The sequence below is a fragment of the Mycobacterium sp. 852002-51152_SCH6134967 genome (assembly GCF_001667105.1).
Classification (GTDB): Bacteria; Actinomycetota; Actinomycetes; order Mycobacteriales; family Mycobacteriaceae; genus Mycobacterium; species Mycobacterium neumannii_A.
The window spans coordinates 82,531-101,047 of sequence record NZ_LZIK01000044.1; the positions used below are offsets into that span (position 1 = coordinate 82,531).

Annotated in this window: 18 protein-coding genes; 13 read left to right on the plus strand and 5 right to left on the minus strand. The window is 66.4% G+C overall.

What is annotated here, in order from left to right; genetic code table 11:
* From A5790_RS14620 to A5790_RS14655, 8 genes are all read left to right on the plus strand, one after another.
* Positions 1 to 1,227: an acetyl-CoA C-acetyltransferase gene (locus tag A5790_RS14620; RefSeq protein ID WP_082961725.1), complete on the plus strand. Its 1,227-nt coding sequence runs from the start codon at positions 1 to 3 to the stop codon at positions 1,225 to 1,227.
* A gap of 1 nt (position 1,228) precedes the next feature.
* The gene (locus A5790_RS14625; RefSeq protein ID WP_066845404.1) at positions 1,229 to 2,008 is read left to right on the plus strand and encodes an enoyl-CoA hydratase/isomerase family protein; all 780 of its coding nucleotides are present in this window, start codon (positions 1,229 to 1,231) and stop codon (positions 2,006 to 2,008) included.
* 22 nt (positions 2,009 to 2,030) lie between these two features.
* Positions 2,031 to 3,329, plus strand: a complete 1,299-nt coding sequence (locus A5790_RS14630) for an acyl-CoA dehydrogenase family protein (RefSeq protein ID WP_066845408.1) — start codon at positions 2,031 to 2,033, stop codon at positions 3,327 to 3,329.
* 18 nt (positions 3,330 to 3,347) lie between these two features.
* Positions 3,348 to 4,124, plus strand: a complete 777-nt coding sequence (locus tag A5790_RS14635) for an SDR family NAD(P)-dependent oxidoreductase (protein ID WP_066845411.1) — start codon at positions 3,348 to 3,350, stop codon at positions 4,122 to 4,124.
* An 85-nt stretch (positions 4,125 to 4,209) separates the two neighbouring features.
* Complete coding sequence (locus tag A5790_RS14640) at positions 4,210 to 5,337, plus strand: LLM class flavin-dependent oxidoreductase (protein WP_066845414.1); 1,128 nt, start codon at positions 4,210 to 4,212, stop codon at positions 5,335 to 5,337.
* Between the two features lie 23 nt (positions 5,338 to 5,360).
* Positions 5,361 to 6,503, plus strand: a complete 1,143-nt coding sequence (locus A5790_RS14645; RefSeq protein ID WP_369829788.1) for a sulfotransferase — start codon at positions 5,361 to 5,363, stop codon at positions 6,501 to 6,503.
* A 1-nt stretch (position 6,504) separates the two neighbouring features.
* Positions 6,505 to 7,272, plus strand: coding sequence for a sugar phosphate isomerase/epimerase (locus tag A5790_RS14650; protein ID WP_156656401.1), 768 nt, complete (start codon positions 6,505 to 6,507; stop codon positions 7,270 to 7,272).
* A 9-nt stretch (positions 7,273 to 7,281) separates the two neighbouring features.
* On the plus strand, positions 7,282 to 8,490 hold the full coding sequence (locus A5790_RS14655) for a DUF1214 domain-containing protein (protein ID WP_066845419.1): 1,209 nt from the start codon (positions 7,282 to 7,284) through the stop codon (positions 8,488 to 8,490).
* Positions 8,491 to 8,499: 9 nt separating this feature from the next.
* Here A5790_RS14655 and A5790_RS14660 read toward each other — a convergent pair whose 3' ends face one another.
* The 5 genes from A5790_RS14660 to A5790_RS14680 all read right to left on the minus strand — a co-directional run bounded on the left by A5790_RS14660 (position 8,500) and on the right by A5790_RS14680 (position 12,235).
* The gene (locus A5790_RS14660; protein ID WP_231987789.1) at positions 8,500 to 8,901 is read right to left on the minus strand and encodes a hypothetical protein; all 402 of its coding nucleotides are present in this window, start codon (positions 8,899 to 8,901) and stop codon (positions 8,500 to 8,502) included.
* A 103-nt stretch (positions 8,902 to 9,004) separates the two neighbouring features.
* A complete protein-coding gene (locus A5790_RS14665; protein ID WP_231987790.1) occupies positions 9,005 to 10,393 on the minus strand; it encodes a cytochrome P450 in 1,389 nt (462 codons plus the stop codon).
* 42 nt (positions 10,394 to 10,435) lie between these two features.
* Positions 10,436 to 10,627 carry a ferredoxin gene (locus A5790_RS14670; protein ID WP_064397030.1) on the minus strand — a complete coding sequence of 64 codons (192 nt, stop codon included), beginning with the start codon at positions 10,625 to 10,627 and terminating at the stop codon, positions 10,436 to 10,438.
* 18 nt (positions 10,628 to 10,645) lie between these two features.
* The gene (locus A5790_RS14675) at positions 10,646 to 11,506 is read right to left on the minus strand and encodes a mycofactocin-coupled SDR family oxidoreductase (protein WP_064397029.1); all 861 of its coding nucleotides are present in this window, start codon (positions 11,504 to 11,506) and stop codon (positions 10,646 to 10,648) included.
* 30 nt (positions 11,507 to 11,536) lie between these two features.
* Positions 11,537 to 12,235 (minus strand): SDR family NAD(P)-dependent oxidoreductase, encoded by a 699-nt coding sequence (locus A5790_RS14680; RefSeq protein ID WP_066845424.1) that lies wholly within the window; start codon positions 12,233 to 12,235, stop codon positions 11,537 to 11,539.
* Between the two features lie 319 nt (positions 12,236 to 12,554).
* Here A5790_RS14680 and A5790_RS14685 point away from each other — a divergent pair, with 319 nt between their 5' ends.
* Genes A5790_RS14685 through A5790_RS14705 form a run of 5 tightly spaced genes read left to right on the plus strand, consistent with a single transcriptional unit; the run spans position 12,555 to position 18,446 of the window.
* Positions 12,555 to 14,051 carry an aldehyde dehydrogenase family protein gene (locus A5790_RS14685; RefSeq protein ID WP_066845426.1) on the plus strand — a complete coding sequence of 499 codons (1,497 nt, stop codon included), beginning with the start codon at positions 12,555 to 12,557 and terminating at the stop codon, positions 14,049 to 14,051.
* 28 nt (positions 14,052 to 14,079) lie between these two features.
* Positions 14,080 to 15,288, plus strand: coding sequence for a CaiB/BaiF CoA-transferase family protein (locus A5790_RS14690; protein ID WP_066845471.1), 1,209 nt, complete (start codon positions 14,080 to 14,082; stop codon positions 15,286 to 15,288).
* A gap of 17 nt (positions 15,289 to 15,305) precedes the next feature.
* A complete protein-coding gene (locus tag A5790_RS14695) occupies positions 15,306 to 16,481 on the plus strand; it encodes an OB-fold domain-containing protein (protein ID WP_066845429.1) in 1,176 nt (391 codons plus the stop codon).
* Positions 16,478 to 17,647: a thiolase gene (locus tag A5790_RS14700; RefSeq protein WP_066845432.1), complete on the plus strand. Its 1,170-nt coding sequence runs from the start codon at positions 16,478 to 16,480 to the stop codon at positions 17,645 to 17,647. The genes A5790_RS14695 and A5790_RS14700 overlap by 4 nt, the downstream gene beginning before the upstream one ends.
* Positions 17,634 to 18,446: an ABC transporter permease gene (locus A5790_RS14705; protein WP_059101923.1), complete on the plus strand. Its 813-nt coding sequence runs from the start codon at positions 17,634 to 17,636 to the stop codon at positions 18,444 to 18,446. Before A5790_RS14700 ends, A5790_RS14705 begins: the two co-directional genes overlap by 14 nt.
* Positions 18,447 to 18,517 lie beyond the last annotated feature (71 nt).

The window sequence follows — 18,517 nt, forward strand, 5'->3', positions numbered from 1 at the left end:
ATGGACGCCTGGATCGTCGACGCGGTACGCACCCCGAGGGGCCGTGGCCGAGCGGATGGCGCGCTACACGGGATCCACCCGCAGGACCTGTTCGCGCAGTGCCTGCAGGCGCTCTGTGCCAGAACGGGTTTCGACCCAGCCGACGTCGACGATGTGATCGCGGGCAACGGGATCCTGGCCGGTGAGCACGGCGACGACATCGCTCGCCTTTCGGTGCTACTCGCCGGCTGGCCCGACACCGTCCCCGGCATGACGCTCAACCGGTTCTGCGGGTCGGGGCAACAGGCCATCACGGTCGCGGCGACCGGTGTCGCGAGCGGTGTGCAGGACCTGGTGATCGCCGGTGGTGTCGAGTCGATGTCGCGCTGGGCCGTCAGCGTCGGAGTGCCGACGATCGACGGTGACAACCCGGCGTTCCGTGAACGCCACCCGACGGTGCCGCAGGGCATTTCGGCGGATCTGATCGCCTCTCTGGCGAAGTTCAGCCGCGACGATGTCGACGGGTACGCCGTCGAAAGCCAGCGGCGCGCCGCAGAAGCGATCGCAGCGGGCCGCTTCGACCGCTCGGTCGTCGCGGTGACCGACGCCGCCGGTGAGGTCGTTCTCGACCGCGACGAACATCCCCGGCCCGGTACGACACTGGAGAAGCTCGCCAAGTTGCCGCCGGCGTTCGCGCGGATGGGCGCGGCGCGTGTCGAAGGCGAGACCGCCACATTCGATGAAATCTGCCTCGACCGGTATCCGGAGGTGACCGCCGTCGACCATGTCCACCATGCGGGCAATAGCTCCGGTGTGGTCGACGGCGCGGCGGTGGCGGCGGTCGCGTCCCGACGATGGTTGGAGGTCAACGGCGTTGCTGCGCGGGCCAGGATCCGCTGCACCGCGGCGATCGGCAGCGAGCCGGTCATCATGCTCACTGCGCCCGGCCCGGCCGCGCAGCGGTGTCTGGACAAGGCCGGCATGCGGGTCGCCGACATCGACCTGTGGGAGATCAACGAGGCGTTCGCGGCGGTGCCGCTGAAGACCATCCGCGACCTCGAGTTGGATCCCGAACGGGTCAACGTCAACGGCGGGGCGATCGCGCTCGGCCACCCGATCGGGGCGACGGGCGCCATGCTGATCGGCACCGTGCTCGACGAACTCGAACGCCGCGACCTCAACACCGGACTGGTCACGATGTGCACCGGCGGCGGTATGGGCACCGCCACCATCATCGAGCGGGTCTGACATGACCGAGACGTTGGTCGTCGACCGGGAGCGCCCGGGCGTCGTTGTCCTGCAACTGAACCGGCCCAAGCAGCTCAACGCGATCAACGAGGTCATGCGCGACGAGCTGTCGCTCACCTTCGCCGAGATCGCCGCCGACACATCCGTCAACGCCGTGGTGCTGACCGGCGCCGGGCGCGGGTTCTGCGCCGGCATCGATGTGCGCAACTTCGGGCCCGAGACGGTGAAGGCGTCGGCTCCGGCGATCGAGCGGATGCGCTTCCAGGAGGCGATGGCCTCGTTGCCGCAGGCGATCCGGGCGCTGCCGCAACCGGTCGTCGCCGCGGTGAACGGACCGTGCGTCGGCGCCGGGCTCGCGCTGTGCCTGGCATCCGACATCCGGATCTGTTCGACCGCGGCGACTTTCGGCAACGCCGCGATCCTGCTCGGGCTCTCGGGCGCCGAGATGGGCATGAGCTACCACTTGCCCAGGATCGTCGGCACCAGCGTCGCTGCGGACTGGATGTTGACCGGCCGCACGGTCAGCGCTGAGGAGGCCGACCGTCGCGGGCTGGTCAGCGAGGTCGTCACGCCGGAGCGGTTGACCGAGCGCGCGTTGGAGATAGCGGCGACCATCGCCGACCTGTCGCCGCTGGGTGTGCAGTTGACGAAGCGGGCACTGCAGACCAACACCGACGCCTCCGGTCTCGACGCCGCGATGGAGCTGGAAAACCGCAACCAGGTGCTCAGCCATGCCACCGAGGAGGCCGCGCAACGACGGCGGAAATGGTCGGATAGCTGAGAAGCGGACGAAAGGACGGACAGTGGCCTGGGATTTCTCGACCGACCCAGAGTGGGCCGAACAGCTGGCGTGGGTGCAGGACTTCGTCCGCAACGAATGCGAGCCCATCGATCTGATCGTCAAGGAATCGCACGATCTCAACGATCCGGTGCGCCAGGCGCTGATTCCGCCGTTGCAGGAGATCGTCAAGGAGCGCGGGCTGTGGGCCACCCACCTGGGCGCACATCTCGGCGGGCCCGGCTTCGGCCAGGTCAAGCTGGCGCTGCTCAACGAGATCCTCGGCCGGTCCGAGTGTGCGCCCATCGTCTTCGGCTCGCAGGCACCGGATTCGGGCAACAGCGAGATCCTCGCCCACTACGGCACGCCTGAGCTCAAACAGCGCTATCTCGAACCGCTGCTGGACAACCGGATCGTGTCGTGTTTCTCGATGACCGAACCCCACGGCGGTGCCGATCCGAAGGTGTTCACCACCACCGCCACCCGCGACGGCGACCACTGGGTGATCAATGGCGAGAAGTGGTACTCGTCGTTCGCGTCGATGGCGTCGTTCATCATCGTGATGGCGATGACCGACCCGGATGCGCCGCCGTACCAGCGCTATTCGATGTTCGTCGTACCCGATGACACGCCCGGCATCAACGTGCTGCGCGACGTGGGCCTGGGCTACCAACCGCTCGGCGGCGGTGGACGCGAGGGATATGTCCGCTACGAGAACGTCCGCGTCCCCGAGGATCACATGCTCGGACCCCGCGGCGGGGCGTTCGTGGTGGCCCAGACCCGGCTCGGCGGCGGGCGGATCCACCACGCCATGCGCACCGTCGGTCTGGTGCGGCGGATCTTCGACATGCTGACCGAGCGGGCGGTGTCGCGCTACACCCAGGGTTCGGCGTTGGCCGACAAGCAGATGGTCCAGGAGATGATCGCTGACTCGTGGATGGAGATCGAGGCGTTCCGGCTGATGACCCTGCAGACGGCATGGAAGATCGACCAGTACAACGACTACAAGGCGGTGCGCGCGGACATCTCCGCGGTCAAAGCGATGATGCAGAAAGTGCTGCACGACGTTTCGGCGCGGGCGCTGCAGCTGCACGGCTCGCTGGGCACTTCCCATGAGATGCCGTTCGTGCAATACCTGACCGAGTCGTTCGTGCTGGGACTGGCCGACGGTCCCACCGAGGTGCACAAGGTCACGCTGGCGCGGCTGCTGCTCAAGGACGTCGAACCCGCGCCCGACGTTTTCCCGTCCGAACACCTGTTGCGGCTGCGCGAAGCCGCCGAGGCCAAGTTCGCCGACAAACTCGCGGGGATTCCGCGGGGCTGATTCCAGGAGGTTCACACAATGTCGTGTGAGGGCAAGGTCGCCTTGGTGACCGGCAGCAGCCGCGGCCTCGGTAAGGCCATCGCGCAGCGGTTGGCGCGCGAGGGTGCGACGGTCGCGCTGACCGCGCGCACGCTCGAGCCGGACCCCAAATACCAAGGTTCACTACGTCAGACGCTCGAGGAGATCGAAGCCGCAGGCGGATCGGCGATCGCGGTGGCGGCGGACCTGTCCGACAGCGGGGAGCGCACCCGGTTGTTCGCCGAGGTGGTCGACAAGGCCGGTGCGCCCGACATCCTGGTCAACAACGCCGCCGTCACGTTCTTGCGGCCGCTCGACGAATTCCCCGAGCGCCGCGTTCGGCTGATGATGGAGATGCACGTCATGGCACCGCTGCACCTCACGCAGATGGCCATCCCCGCGATGCGCGAACGCGGCCGCGGATGGGTGCTCAACGTGACCTCTGTGGGCGGCGACCTGCCCGACGGGCCACCCTTCTCGGACTTCGACCGTACCGCCGGCTTCGGCGTGTACGGCACGGTCAAGGCCGCGCTGAACCGGCTGACGAAAAGCCTTGCGGCCGAACTGTACGACGACGGCATCGCCGTCAACGCCGCCGCTCCCACCAACCCGGTCGCCACCGAGGGTGCGGGTGCCCTCGACCTGGCCAAGACCGACACCGAGGACATCTCGCTGATCACCGAGACGGCGTTTCGCTTGTGCACCGGTGATCCGAAGACCTTGACCGGTCGCATCGCCCACACGCAGTCCTTCCTGGGTGAGACGGGCCGGCCGTGACGCGCGAGCGTGGGATTGTGTCACGCGAATTGGCGGTTCGGTGTGACGGTAACCCACGTTCGGCGCAGGAAGGGGGCACCGGACAGTGAGGGTTCGGCCCGCCGCGTACCTGCGCACCACGCTGCCGCTGGACCTGTCGGTGCTCAGCGAGCTCGACAGCGGCCGCTATCACTCCATCTGGATGCCCGACCACATGGTCAGCTTCTGGCCCGACTCGATCTGGACCCCCGAGTTCACCGATCTGGCAACGGTTTCACCGTCACCGCACCGCCACCTGGACGGTATGGCGGTCGCCGCGGCCGCCGCAGTCCTGACCACGAACGTGCCGCTGGTGACCAGCGTCGTCGACACCGTGCGTCGCCACCCGTCGCTGCTGGCCCAGAGCGCGCTGACGATCGACCACCTCGCCGCCGGACGGTTCATCCTCGGCCTGGGCAGCGGAGAGACCGAGAACACCGTGCCCTACGGCTTCGACTTCACGGCGCCGGTCAGCCGCTTCGAAGAGGCGCTCAAAGTGATCCGGCTGCTGTGGGACAGCGACGGACCCGTCGACTTCGACGGCCGGTTCTACCGGTTGCGCCACGCCCGCCTCGACACCGAACCCTACGAGGGACGCCTCCCGCCGATCTGGATCGGCGGCAGCGGTCCACGCACACTCGACATCGTGGGCCGCTACGCCGACGGGTGGTGGCCGACCGGCGCGTGGTCGCCCGAGGACTATGCCGAAAAGCTCTCCGCCGTCCGCCGTTCGGCAGACAAGGCCGGGCGCGACCCCTCGGCGATCACGCCGTGCTTCATCCAGGTGTGCCTGGTGGGGCGCGACGACGCCGCGCTCGCCGAGATCCTCGAAGCGCCGCTGGTGAAGTCGTTTCTGCTGCAGGTGTCCGCGGAGGTGCTGAGCAAGGCGGGTTTCAAGCATCCGATGGGGGAGAACTGGCGCGGGTACCAGGACATCGATCCCGCGGTGCTCACCCGCGAACGGATCGTCGAGTTCCTCGATCGGGTCGAACCGGAGATGATCCTGGCGATGGTTCCGCACGGCACCCCGCACCACGTCGCCCGCATCGTCAAGGACTACGTCGACGCCGGCTTGCGCGTTCCCAAGATCATGGATTACGGCGCCATGGCCGGACTGCGGTACACCGCCCAATCGGCGCAGAACGTGCGCGACGTCGAGGACGAGCTGATGACACTGTGCGGAGACGTCTCGTGACCTCGCGGCTGGTGGCCCAGGACATGCTCGCCCGCGCCGAAGCCGAGACCGGCTTGCGTGACTACGGCGACCCCACTCTGCCGCAACGGTTCTCATTGGTGGTCGACCACCTGAACACGCTCGGCATGGACGTCGACGGCATTCGGCGCGCCGCCGAGGTGTGCCACTGGCTGCTCACCTCCCGCCTGGAGTTCTTCGAGGACCGCCGACGTCACCCAGTGGGCGATGAAGTCATCGAACGGCCGATGTTCGTCACCGGTGAGCCGCGGTCGGGCACCACGCTGATGCACGCGCTGATGTCGGTGGACCCGGACTCTCGCGCCCTGCGGTTCTGGGAGGTGATGTACCCGTCACCGCCGCCGGGCAGCATCGACGACGACGACCCGCGTCGCCTGCGCGCCGACGCCGACTGGCGCGAGATCAATACGAAACTGCCGAAATGGCTGCACAGCCACCCCTACAACGACATGTTGGGCGATGGACTGCCGGAGGACGAACGGACCTGGGCCTTCGATTTCCGGGTATTGACCCCGACGGCGTGGTGGCGCGTGCCGATGCAGACCGTCGTCGGAGGCCTACCCGTCGACCCCGCCGCGCAGTACCGCATCCACAAGGCGATGTTGCAGCAGTTCCAGTACCGTCGGCCGCGTAAACACTGGGTCCTCAAGGGCTTTCACGGGTTCCGGTTGCGGGAGCTTTTCGACGCCTACCCCGACGCGACGCTGATGTGGCTGCACCGTGACCCGGTTCAGGTCGCGGCGTCGCGCACGATGATGATGGCCGACATTCTCGACGGCATCATCGGACCCGTAGATGTGCACGCCGCTGCGAAGATGCACCTGGCGCTGACCCGCGAGAGCATCGCCAACACCATGACCAACCCGATGGTCGACGATCCGCGGATCCTGCATGTGCGCTACACCGACTTCATCGCCGACCAGATCGGCACCGTGCGCCGCTACTACGAGTTCCGCGGTCGGCGGTTGAGCGCCGAGGCGGAGACCGCCATGCGCTCCTACCTGGTCGACAATCCGGGAGACCGGCACGGCAAGTTCCGCTACTCCACCACGCTGCTCACCGATATCGGCGAGAACCTCGACCGGCTACACGACGAATTCCGGCCCTTCCGTGAACGTTTCGGCGTTGCGATCGAGAACCGGGGCTGACGTGACCGACGAGCGGCTGTCGGTACACAGCGTGACGTTCTACGGAGCGCCGCTGAGCGATCTGACGTCGCACTGGCGTGCGCTCGGGGTGCGGCGGCTCAGCCTGATCGACTCGCAGCTGTCCGAACCCGAACTGCCGACGGTGATTGCCGGCGAGGGATATTCGGTGGAAACCGTGTACCACCTGTTCTCCACCCCGGAGTCGCTGCTGCGGGTGATCGACGCGGCTCATACCGTCGGTGCGCGGGTGATCTACATGCTGACCGGCGGGCGCGGCGACCTCACCTCAGAACACGCCGCGGACCGATTCGGCCAGGCGGTGACACCGTGCGTGCGGGTGGCCGAACAGGCGGGCGTGGCCCTGGCGATCGAGAATGCGTCAAGCCTGTACGCCGACATCCACATCGCCCACACCCTGCGCGACACGATCGCCCTCGCCGAAGCGACCGGACTCGGCATCTGCATCGACCTGTTCCACTGCTGGGCGGAGGCGGACCTGACCGCACTGGTGCAGCGGGCCCTGCCCCGCACCGAGATGATCCAGTTGAGCGACTACGTCCTCGGCGACCGGGCACTGCCCGCGCGAGCCGTACCCGGCGACGGCGTTATCCCCATCGCTCCGTTTCTCACGACGGTGCTGGACTCGGGCTATGCGCACGGCTTCGACCTGGAACTGATCGGGCCGCGCATCGAGGCGGAAGGCCCCTTCGAGGCGGCACACCGCGCGTGTGACGTGGTGTCGACGATGCTGGAAGAACTCGACGGCTAGGGGAACCGAATGGCGTTCGGAGACGGCCCGGATGACGTCGCGCTGAAGTCCGCGTGGGACACCTTCTGCGATCGGCTGAAGGAGGCGGGGGACCGGGTCTTCAAGGACCACAACGGCACCTCGGGACTCCACCGCGCGGACGGCTTCCGCTTCCTCACGCAGAACCTCGGGCAGGCGTTCGACCTGGCGTTGGAGACCCGAAACACCCGGTATCCCGAGATCCACACCTTCTGCCACCCGACCAGAAAGCTCGGCGGGGACTGTGCGGACTTCCTGTATCAACAGGCGTGGATCGACGGCACGTCGACGTATCGGATCACCGGGGAGCGCGGCACCGCGCCGTTCTTCAACATCACGGTTCAGGGCCCGCGCACCGCAGGCGCCGGTGTCCTGCACGAACCGTTCGGCGACATCCCCGAAACGAGCCTGACTGGTGCACAGTTGAAGACCGACCCCGACGGTACCTTCGAGATCTACGTTGGCGGATCCCGGCGAGAGCCCAACTGGCTACCGACCACACCCGGGTCGCGCAAGCTGTTCATCCGCCAGGGATTCGACCGCTGGGACGAGCGGCCGGCCCGGATGCGCATCGAACGCGTCGACATGGCCGAGCCCAGGCCGGTGCCGACGCCCGCGGATATGGTCAGCGCCCTCGGGTGGGCGGGTGACTTCCTCACTCAGATGATGTCGGACTGGCCCGAATTTCCGTTCACACATGGCGGTGTCGACGCCGAGCACCCCAACCGGTTCCCCGACATGACCGCGACCGGCGATGACTCCCGACGCGGTCGCGCGGCGGTGAACATGCACTGGCGCCTGGCGCCCGAGGACTCGCTGATCGTCGAATTCGACGCCCACGACGGATTGTGGATGCTCACCAACATGGGGCCGTTCTTCACCAGCATGGATTACCTCTACCGCCCGGTCAGCTACACGCCGAGCCGCACGACGGTCGATGCGGACGGCAAGGTGCGTCTGGTGTTGTCACACGACGACCCCGGCTACCACAACTGGCTGGACACACAGGGTTTCGAGCGAGGAAACCTCACCTACCGGCACATGCTCGACGGCCGCCCCGTTCCGGTGCGCACCCGAGTGGTCAAGCGCGTCGACCTCGGCGACGCGCTGCCGGCCGACACCGCGACGGTGACACCGGCCGAGCGCGTTGCACAGATGTGGGTCCGCTTCAACGGGATTCGTCAGCGCTACGGTTGGTAGAAGCGGTGCCTAGAGCCTCTGCAGCTTGAACGTCCAGAACTGCATACCCGGTGGACCGTTGAAACAGCCGACGTTGTAATGGGACTCGATGGTGCCGACCAGAGATATCTCATCCCATGAGTACGTCTCGCGAGTGGGGAGCCGTTGACCTGGACAGATCAAGCCGTCTGGGACGTCGACGGTCATGGTGTACCGGCCGTTGACAAGCTGCGCCTCTCCACCGTAGTAGGCGTAGAACTTCAACCGCGGAGCTGCGCTGACTTTGACGCAGTCCGGCTGCTTGTCCGGCCAGCAGTTGCTGACGAACCAGTACCACGACGCTTGCGTGTAACGGTTGGTCTGCAGATCGTAGTTGCCCAGCGGCATCATGGCATGGGCCTGCTGTGGAGCGACGATGCTCACCGAGGCCATGAGCGCAGCCGCTGCGACTAAGATCCTGAATCGGGTCACCGGTTTCCTCCCATGTCCCCGCCCGCTGCCCATCAAAGCACCTTCGCGCCCATCGCGAGCGCAGTTAGGTGATGACGGCGGCTTCCTTACGTTCGGTGATCGGCCGGGCGAGCTCCTGTTCGTCGCAGATGCGCTGAAGCTTCTCCAACGTCTCGTCAAGGCCCGGGCCCAGCGGCTTGCTTTTAGTGAAGGTGGCGGGCAGATTCCGCATGCCCTGGATCACCCCGATCGTGTCGTAATGAACCGTGCCCTCCGGATCGCACACGTAGTCGGGCATCCGGTCCAACACGGCGGTCAGCATCGACTTGAAGACGGTGCGCGCCACGTTGGATCCCACGCAGCGGTGTACACCGATGCCGAAACTGAAGTGCCGGTTGCCCTTCCGATCGAGCATCACCTCGTTCGGCTTCTCGAAGACGGCGGGATCACGGTTGGCCATCGCCCACGACAACCACAGCCGCTCGTACTTCTTGAACTGCTGGCCCTCGACCTCGACGTCGTCGGAGAAGGTCCGGCCGTCACCGGGCGCGGGGGTGAAGAAGCGCAGAAACTCCTCGGTCGCCGGGTGCAACAGCGTGTCGCGCTCGCGGCTGAGGCGCTCCCGCTCATCGGGGTGCTCGCCGAGCCACTCCAGGGCGTGCGCGGTCAGGGCGGTGGTGGTGTCGAAACCGCCGCCGATGATCAACCCCAGGTTGCCCAGAATCTCCATGTCCGGGGCCGGTTCACCGTCGATGCGCAACTGCAGCAACGCGTTCACCAGGCCGGGCCGCGGGTTCTCCCGGATCTCCATCATGTTGTTGATGAGGTCGATCCCCATCTCGCGGTGCTGTTCGTTGATCTTCTCCCGCTCGGGAGCGTGTTCGGGCGTGTACACCGAGGCGTGTGTCGGCTCGCTGTAGACGTTCCACTTCTTGAGGTCGATGCCCATCATCGCCAGCGTGAACACCGCGGGCACGACGTTGGCGAGGTGCTCGACGAAATCGATACGGCCGGACTCGATGTGCTCATCGAGTGCGGCGCGGGTGATCTCGTCGACGAACGGCTCCCAGCGTTTGATCGCCGCCGGCGACAGATACGGATTCAGCGCACCGCGGTAGGCGCTGTGTTCGGGCTCGTCCATCTCCAGGATGCCGCCGCGAACCACGGTGGCACGACTGGCTTTCGGGATCGTGATGCCCTGGAACGGGGTCTCACCGGTGATGTCGTGATGGTTGGACACCGCGGGGCACCGGGCCAGTTCGAACACGTGCTTGCTGTCCGCGGCGACCCAGTGCCCGTTGTAGGTGTCGGTCCACGCCATCGGGCACCGGGACTGCATCTCCTCGGTGATCTTCTCGAACTGCAACCGGTATTCGGGGGTGTGCCGGTCGAAGTGGTACCGGTTCTTCTTGCGGTCCCCGTCGTCTTCTCCGTTGGCTCTTCGCGCCAGCGGCTCATCGCTGTGGACAGTCACGGCGTGTCTCCTATTGCGTGTGGGCGACGTAGGCGGCCCACGTCATTCGATGACGATGGCTTGTTCCGGGCATGAGTGGGCGGCCTCTCGCACCAGGTCCTCCTGGTCGGGGGGAACAACTTCGTTCACCGCCGACGCATGGCCGTCGACGTCGTCGAGCTCGAACGAGTCGGGTGCGATCATCGCGCACAGGGTGTGCCCCTGGCAGCGTGTTCCGTCAACCGAAACCTTCACTGTCGCGACTCCTTTCGCTCAGTTGTGGTAGTCGTACCACTTCAGGTAGCCGCCGGCGTCGACCCGCAGTTGCGCACCGGTGACGAAGCGGGCTTCGTCGGAGGCCAGCCAGAGCACCGCGTTGCTGATGTCTTCCGGCTCGACCCACGGCACCTTCATGGCCTGCTGCACGTAGAAGACGGGCTCGGCGTCCTTGAGTTCCGGCTTCTCGAGATCCGGGCGGAACGACCGGTACATCGGCTCGCTCTGCAGCATGTTGGTGTTGCAGTTGGTGGGATGCACGACGTTGGCGCGGATGCCCCGCGCCGCGAGCTCGGTGGCCAGATCGTGGACGTAGGCCGAGAGCGCCCGCTTGGAATGCACGTAGGCCATGCCGCCGGGGTCGTTGCCCGGATCGTTCTTCTGATGGGTGTCCATCAGCGCCGCGGTGGAGCCGGTCGCGATGATCGACGCGCCCTCCTTGAGGTGCAGCAGCGACACCTGGATGGCGTTGATGGTCCCGATGAGGTTGGTGTTGATGACATCGATCCACGCCTGCAGGGGCGGTTGACCTTTCATGCCCGCGACACCGGCCTGCGCGACGACGATGTCGAGCCCGCCGAGTTGGGCGATGCCCTCCTCGAGCGCGGCCTTCAGCTGTGCGGCCTCGCGCACGTCGGCCTTGGCCGTGAACACACGCTGGCCGGTCTTCTCGATGAACGCCGCGGTCTCCTCGAGATCCTCCGGTGTGGCCATCGGATAACCGATGGTGTCGATGTTCTCGCAGAGGTCGACCGCGATGATGTCGGCGCCCTCCTCAGCCAGCCGTACCGCATGGCTGCGTCCCTGCCCACGAGCCGCACCCGTGACGAATGCGACCTTTCCCTGTACGCGTCCCACTGAGAATCCCTTCCTTATTACTTGTCGCCGCTACGTGTTTCGGCCGCCGTTGACGCCCAAGATCTGTCCGGTGATATATCCGGCCTCGTCGGAGACCAGGAATGCGCAGGCGGCCGCGATGTCCTCGGGCTTGCCGATGCGGCGCACCGGTGTCGAGTCGATGTTCTGCTGCACCACCAGATAGCCGCGCTCTTCGGACTTGCGGAGCATCGGGGTATCGATGAAGCCGGGCGGCACTGCGTTGACGGTGACCCCGCTGGGGCCGTACTCCAGCGCCAGCGACTTGGTGAGCCCGTTGACCGCGGACTTGGCCGCCACATACGGCGCCATATAGGGCTGACCGGAGTGGGTGCTGGACGACGAGATGTTCACGATGCGCCCCCACCCGGCTTCGATCATGTCGGGAAGGACCGTCTGGACGCAGTGGAAGACGCCGTTGAGGTTCACGTCGATGACGCGCTGCCAGTCTTCGAACTTCAGATCCGTGAACCGCTTGAACTTCTCCAGCCCCGCGGCGTTGACGAGGACTGTGATCGGGCCAAGTTGGGCGCGTACGGCGTTGAACGCTTCATCGACCTGGGCGCGGTCGGTGACGTCTGCGGTGTAGGCGAAGTCGGCGTCCGACGGGTTGATGTCGATGGTGGCGACGTGCATGCCGTCGGCGCGCAGACGCTGCGCGACGGCCAACCCGATCCCCGAACCGCCTCCGGTCACGACGGCGTTCTTCATGCCTCCGCCCGTGCCTTGCTCATCATGCTCTCCCCCTGCCCTACGGGCGGGCGGTACCCCCACACGTGTGTGCGCGACGCCATCAAGAATCGTCCTTTCGATTATGAGAACCGTACTCTCGCCTCTTGCGACTCCGCAAGACACGAGGGCTTACCGATTCGCACAGGTGAGACGTTCGACGGAAGATTGTCGCATCGCTCTTCGCAGGCAGTGGCGATTCCTATCATATTCTTGAGTTCTCCTCGTACGAATGTATGATTCGCCGGTGATGAGAATGAAGTTTCCATCACACCACCAAAACCCACGACTGAGGAGGACGATGCAGGAAGCGACCCTCGTCTCGAGCTCCGGACCTGCCGCCGGAACCGTCGGCGTCGACCGCCGGTTATTGATCGGCGGGCAGCTGCTCGAGACCTCCCGGACGTTTCCTTCCATCAACCCCGCGACCGGTGAAGTGCTCGGGCACGCACCGGATGCCACCGTGGCCGATGCCGAAGCGGCCGTGGCCGCCGCGCGCCGCGCCTTCGACAAGACCGAGTGGTCGACCGATGTGGATCTGCGCATCCGGTGCCTCGAGCAGTTCCACCGTGCGCTCGTCGAGCACCGTGAGGAGCTCGCCGCCCTGACCATCGCCGAGGTCGGCGCGACCGAAGCGCTCTGTCAGGGTGCGCAGCTGAACCAGCCGATCGAGATCGTGCGGTACTACGCCGAGCTGCTCAAGTCCTATCCGATGACCGAGGACCTCGGAAACATCGAAAGCCGCGGTATGCAGCACCACCGGTGGGTGGAGAAGGAAGCCGCCGGCGTGGTGGCCGCGATCATCGCCTACAACTACCCCAATCAGCTCGCGCTGGCGAAGCTGGCGCCGGCGCTGGCCGCCGGCTGCACGGTGGTTCTGAAATCCGCGCCGGACACTCCGTTGGTCACGCTCGCACTCGGCGAGCTGATCGCCAACCACACCGACATCCCCGCCGGGGTAGTGAACGTTCTCAGCGGCGCCGATCCCGAGGTGGGCGCCGCGCTGACCACCAGTCCGGACGTCGACATGGTGACGTTCACCGGGTCGACTCCGACCGGGCGCCGGATCATGGCCGCCGCGAGCGAGACTTTGAAGAAGGTCTTCCTGGAGCTAGGCGGCAAGTCGGCCGCGATCGTGCTCGACGACGCCGACTTCAACATGGCCGCGTTGTTCAGCGCGTTCAGCATGGTCACCCACGCTGGTCAGGGCTGCGCGCTGACGTCGCGGCTGCTGGTGCCGCGCACGCATCACGACGAGATCGTCGAGTTGGTCAAGGCCAACTTCGGGCTGGTGCGCTACGGCAACCCCGCCGAACAGGGCACCTACATGGGGCCGCTGATCAGCGAGAAGCAGCGCGACAAGGTCGACGGGATGGTCAAGCGCGCTGTAGAGGCCGGGGCGAAGCTGGTGACGGGCGGCGAGAAGGTCGACCCAGGCTACTTCTATACGCCGACGCTGCTGACCGACGTCGACCCCGACAGCGAGATCGCCCAGGAGGAGGTGTTCGGGCCTGTGCTCGTCGTCATCGCCTACGACGACGACGATGACGCGGTCCGCATCGCCAACAATTCCATCTACGGCTTGTCTGGAGCCGTCTTCGGCAGTGAGGAGCGCGCGCTCGCGGTCGCACGGCGCATCCGCACGGGAACGTTCTCCATCAACGGTGGCAATTACTTCAGCCCCGACAGCCCCTTCGGGGGATACAAGCAGTCCGGCATCGGCCGCGAGATGGGCAGGGCCGGCCTCGAAGAGTTCCTGGAATCGAAGACGTTCGCAACGGTGGTGACTGGTGGTTGATGAGCGCTTGCGCGAAGAAAAGACAGCGATGAGTCAACCGTTGGACGGCATCCGCGTCCTGGAAGTCGCGATGTACGGGTTCGTCCCTTCCGCGGGCGCGGTGCTGCGGGAGTGGGGCGCCGACGTGGTCAAGGTCGAACACGCGGTGACCGGCGATCCGCAGCGCGGGCTGCGGCAGACCGGGCTCCTTCGCGTGGAGGGCGACCCCAATCCGAACATCGAGCACGCCAACCGGGGCAAGCGCAGCATCGGCCTCGACATGTCGGTGCCCGAAGGCAAAGAGGTACTGCTGGAGCTGGCCCGACGGGCTGACGTCTTCCTGACCAGCTTCCTGCCGGGACACCGGCAGCGGTTCGGCATCGACGTCGACGACATCCGCGCGGTGAACCCGAACATCATCTACGCCAGGGGCAGCGCACTCGGTCCGCGCGGCGAGGAGTCCGTCAAGGGCGGCTACGACATGACGGCATTCTGGTGCCGTGCGGGCACCGCGGCCACCATCACCCCGCCCGGGACGCCGGGCATGGTCGGCCCGCCGGGACCCGCGTACGGGGACACGATCTCGGGCACGAACCTTGCCGGCGGCATCGCGGCGGCTCTGCTCAAACGCGAACGCACCGGGGAGCCGTCGGTGGTCGACGTGTCCCTTCTCGGAAGTGGCCTTTGGTCGCTCGGGCACACGGTTGCGCTGACCAAACACCTCGGCCAGCGCATGGAAGCCTTTCCTCCGGGTGTGCACGGGTCGCCGATCAACCCGCTCGTCGGGCTGTACCCGACGGCTGACGACCGCTACATCTCGTTCGTGATGATGCAGCCCACGAAGTTCTGGGCCGACGTCTGCAAGCACATGGGTCTTGACGAACTCGCCGACGACCCGCGCTTCGCCACCGTGGAATCCATCGCCGAGAACACCGAGGCGGCGGCGGAGATCCTGAAGGAGACGATGTCGAAGCGTCCGCTCGCGGAGTGGAGCGAGCGCTTTGCGACGCTGCTCGGGCCGTGGGCGCCGGTGCAGGACACGCTGCAGGCCGTCGAGGATTCGCAGATCCGCGCCAACGAGTATCTGGTGCAGGCCGGCGAGCTCGAACTGGTTGCCAACCCGGTCCAGTTCGATGTCAGCGCACCCCAGAGCGGGCCCGCCCCAGGGTTCGCCGAGCAAACCGACGAAATATTGCTGGAACTCGGCTTGGATTGGGACCGCATCATCGAACTGAAGACGGCCGGCGCCGTCACTTAGAACCCGAAAGACAGCCCATGCCCTACGTCGCCTCGATCGGCACATACCTGCCGTGCTGGGGTGCGCCGCTACACCGTGAGCCCGGTGACGACGAGGACGCGATAACCCTCGCCGTCGAAGCGGGACGGGCCGCGCTGCTCGCCAGCGGGGCCGTCGAGCGGGTGGTGTTGGTCAGCCGCGATCTGCCCCTGCTCGACAGCAGCAATGCGGCGGTGCTGCTGGCCGGGCTCGGGCTGGACCCGGAACTCGAGGTCGACGAGCGCCTCGGCGGTGCGCCCGCGACGCTTGACGCCGTCAGTTCGGCGCGGCCGCGGACATTGATCATCGGCACCGACCTCGAGCCAGCCGGAGCGGCGGCGATTATCACCGCCGAGCGGGGGCTGCAGGTGCGCACCGCGGCCCGCGTGGCGCGCAGCCTTCCGGTGCGAACCCGCAAGGCAACTGGTGATGTGCACGACTACGGCGACCCTCGGCTCCTGCACGAGCGTGGGCTCATCGCCTCTCTGGAGGCGGCGTGGCTGGACACGCCGGCCGCTGTCGCGGGTGTCGACCATTCGTGGGCAGCCGAACTGACGATCGGCGATCCGCCTCCGCTGCCGACCACCGGTGCGAGCGCCGGCTTGTTCGCGTTGGCCGGTATGGCCGAACGGAATTCGACGGGCCCGCTGGTCGCCGTTGAACAGGCCAGCCTGTCCGGGATCACGGTCACCGGCGGCGTCGCAGAGCTGACCCGACGCGAGCCGGCCGCGCGTCCCCAACCCGAGGGCACGATCGTCGGCGACGCCCAGATCCCCATCTCCCTCGCCGCTTACGAGCGGGCGTTCGAGGCCAAGGTGCGCTGGGAGGCCGGCCGTCACCCGGGTTCGGAGGACCTCGACTTCCCGCCCCGGTACCGGCTGGCCGACAACGCCACGCTCTCGACCGGGTACGAGCTGATTCCGTTGCCGCGCACGGGAACCGTCTACACCGAGACCACCGTGCACATCCCGGTGCCCGGTCTGCGCTCGCCCTACTCGCTGGTGATCGTCGAACTCGACGGCGTCGGCGTGCGCGCTTTGGTGAAGGTCACCGGTGCCGAACCGGGGTCCGTGGACATCGGCACCCGCGGCCGACTCGCGTTGCGCCGCGTCGCCGTTCGCTCCGGAGTGCCGGACTACGGGTACATGTTCGAGCCGGAAGCAGTGGCGGCATGAAACGGGTTGCGATCGTCGGCGCCGGAATGACCGCCTTCGGTGAACATTTCGCGCTCGGACTCAAGGATCTTCTGCCGATGGCCTTCGCCGAGTGCGCGGCCAGTGTCGACAAGGGCCTGCGGAAGTCGGACCTGCAGGCGGCGTGGTTCGGTGCGATGGGCACCGCCGACGGTTTCCCGGCCGGAATCCTCGCCGACACGCTCGGTCTGCCCGATCTTCCCGTGACTCGCGTCGAAAACTCCTGCGCCACAGGCAACGACGCGATCCGCAACGCGTTATTCGGCGTCGCATCGGGGGCCTTCGACGTCGCGCTGGTGATGGGTGCCGACAAGCTGCGTGACACCACATCGCGAGACATGTTGTGGGAGTGGGAGGCGATGGCCCGTGACATGGCGTGGGACTACCCGCTCGGTGTGGTCTCGCCCGCCGGATTCGCGTTGCACGTCCGGCGGTATCTGCACGAGTCGCCGGCCACCGAGGAGCACCTGGCGATGGTGGCGGTGAAGAACCACCGGCACGGGGTCACCAATCCCAAGGCGCGACTGCGATTCGAGATCACCGTCGAACAGGCGATGGCGGCGCCGATCGTCGTCACGCCCTTTCGGCTCTACGACTGCGCGCCACAGAGCGACGGTGCGGCCGCCCTCGTGCTCGCCTCCGAAGACGTGGTCGACCGATTCACAAACCGCCCGGTATGGATTCGCGGAGTCGGCCTCGGCCTCGACTCGGTGATGCACCAACACAAGGCGGATATGACGACGATGCCCGCGACGGTGCGCGCCGCCAAACAGGCTTTTGAGATGGCCAGTCTTGTTCCTAGCGATGTTCATGTGGCTGAAGTTCACGATTTCTTCACGGGCATCGAATTGATCAGCTATGAAGATCTGGGATTCGCCGAGAGGTTCGGGGGCCACAAACTCGTCGAAGCGGAAGTGACGACTATCGGCGGGGGGTTGCCCGTGAACCCGAGCGGAGGGCTGAAGGCCAAGGGGCATCCGCCCGGCGCGACAGGCGTCGCGCAGTGCGTTGAGCTTTTCACGCAGCTTCGCGGCGAAGCCGTGAACCAGGTGGACGGTGCTCGGATCGGCCTTGCCCATAACATTGGCGGGCCAACGGCGGTGGCGGCGGTGACCATCCTGGAAGGAGACGGCAATGGCGCAGGGTAGTGGACCGGAACGGTGGTCTGCCGGTCTACCGCCGTTGCGGAACCTGGCCGGGCCGATGCAGGCGGTCGGGGCGTTGTTCGCGATGTCGGCTGATGCGGTGCGGTTCGTGTTCCGACGGCCGTTTCAGTGGCGGGAGTTCTTGGAGCAGTGTTGGTTCATTGCTCGGGTGTCGTTGGCGCCGACGTTGTTGGTGGCGATTCCGTTCACGGTCCTGGTGTCGTTCACGTTGAACATCTTGTTGCGGGAGTTGGGTGCGGCTGACCTGTCGGGTGCCGGTGCGGCGTTTGGCGCGGTGACCCAGGTGGGTCCGATCGTGACGGTGTTGATTGTGGCCGGTGCCGGTGCGACGGCGATGTGTGCCGATCTGGGGTCGCGCACGATCCGCGAGGAGATCGATGCGATGGAGGTGCTGGGCATCAACCCGGTCCAGCGTTTGGTGACCCCGCGCATGTTGGCCTCGGGACTGGTCGCACTGCTGCTCAACAGTTTGGTGGTGATCATCGGGATCCTGGGTGGTTACACGTTTTCGGTGTTCATCCAGGATGTGAACCCGGGTGCGTTCGCGGCCGGGATCACGCTGTTGACCGGGGTGCCTGAGGTGATCATTTCGTGTGTGAAGGCGGCGTTGTTTGGTCTGATCGCCGGGTTGGTGGCGTGTTTTCGCGGGTTGACGATCACCGGTGGTGGCGCCAAGGCGGTCGGTAACGCGGTCAACGAGACGGTGGTGTATGCGTTCATGGCGTTGTTCGTGATCAACGTGGTCGTGACCGCGATCGGTATTCGGATGACGACGGGCTGATCGGGAGCTATCGATGGGAACCGTACAAGTTCTGCGCAGCACCTATCCGCGCCTGACTCGGGGGGCGCGAA

Coding starts and splice junctions, on each gene's coding strand:
- A5790_RS14620 (WP_082961725.1), top strand. CDS start 1: ATGGACGCCTGGATCGTCGACGCGGTACGCACCCCGAGGGGCCGTGGC.
- A5790_RS14625 (WP_066845404.1), top strand. CDS start 1,229: ATGACCGAGACGTTGGTCGTCGACCGGGAGCGCCCGGGCGTCGTTGTC.
- A5790_RS14635 (WP_066845411.1), top strand. CDS start 3,348: ATGTCGTGTGAGGGCAAGGTCGCCTTGGTGACCGGCAGCAGCCGCGGC.
- A5790_RS14645 (WP_369829788.1), top strand. CDS start 5,361: ATGCTCGCCCGCGCCGAAGCCGAGACCGGCTTGCGTGACTACGGCGAC.
- A5790_RS14655 (WP_066845419.1), top strand. CDS start 7,282: ATGGCGTTCGGAGACGGCCCGGATGACGTCGCGCTGAAGTCCGCGTGG.
- A5790_RS14660 (WP_231987789.1), bottom strand. CDS start 8,901: ATGGCCTCGGTGAGCATCGTCGCTCCACAGCAGGCCCATGCCATGATG.
- A5790_RS14680 (WP_066845424.1), bottom strand. CDS start 12,235: ATGAAGAACGCCGTCGTGACCGGAGGCGGTTCGGGGATCGGGTTGGCC.
- A5790_RS14685 (WP_066845426.1), top strand. CDS start 12,555: ATGCAGGAAGCGACCCTCGTCTCGAGCTCCGGACCTGCCGCCGGAACC.
- A5790_RS14690 (WP_066845471.1), top strand. CDS start 14,080: ATGAGTCAACCGTTGGACGGCATCCGCGTCCTGGAAGTCGCGATGTAC.
- A5790_RS14695 (WP_066845429.1), top strand. CDS start 15,306: ATGCCCTACGTCGCCTCGATCGGCACATACCTGCCGTGCTGGGGTGCG.
- A5790_RS14700 (WP_066845432.1), top strand. CDS start 16,478: ATGAAACGGGTTGCGATCGTCGGCGCCGGAATGACCGCCTTCGGTGAA.
- A5790_RS14705 (WP_059101923.1), top strand. CDS start 17,634: ATGGCGCAGGGTAGTGGACCGGAACGGTGGTCTGCCGGTCTACCGCCG.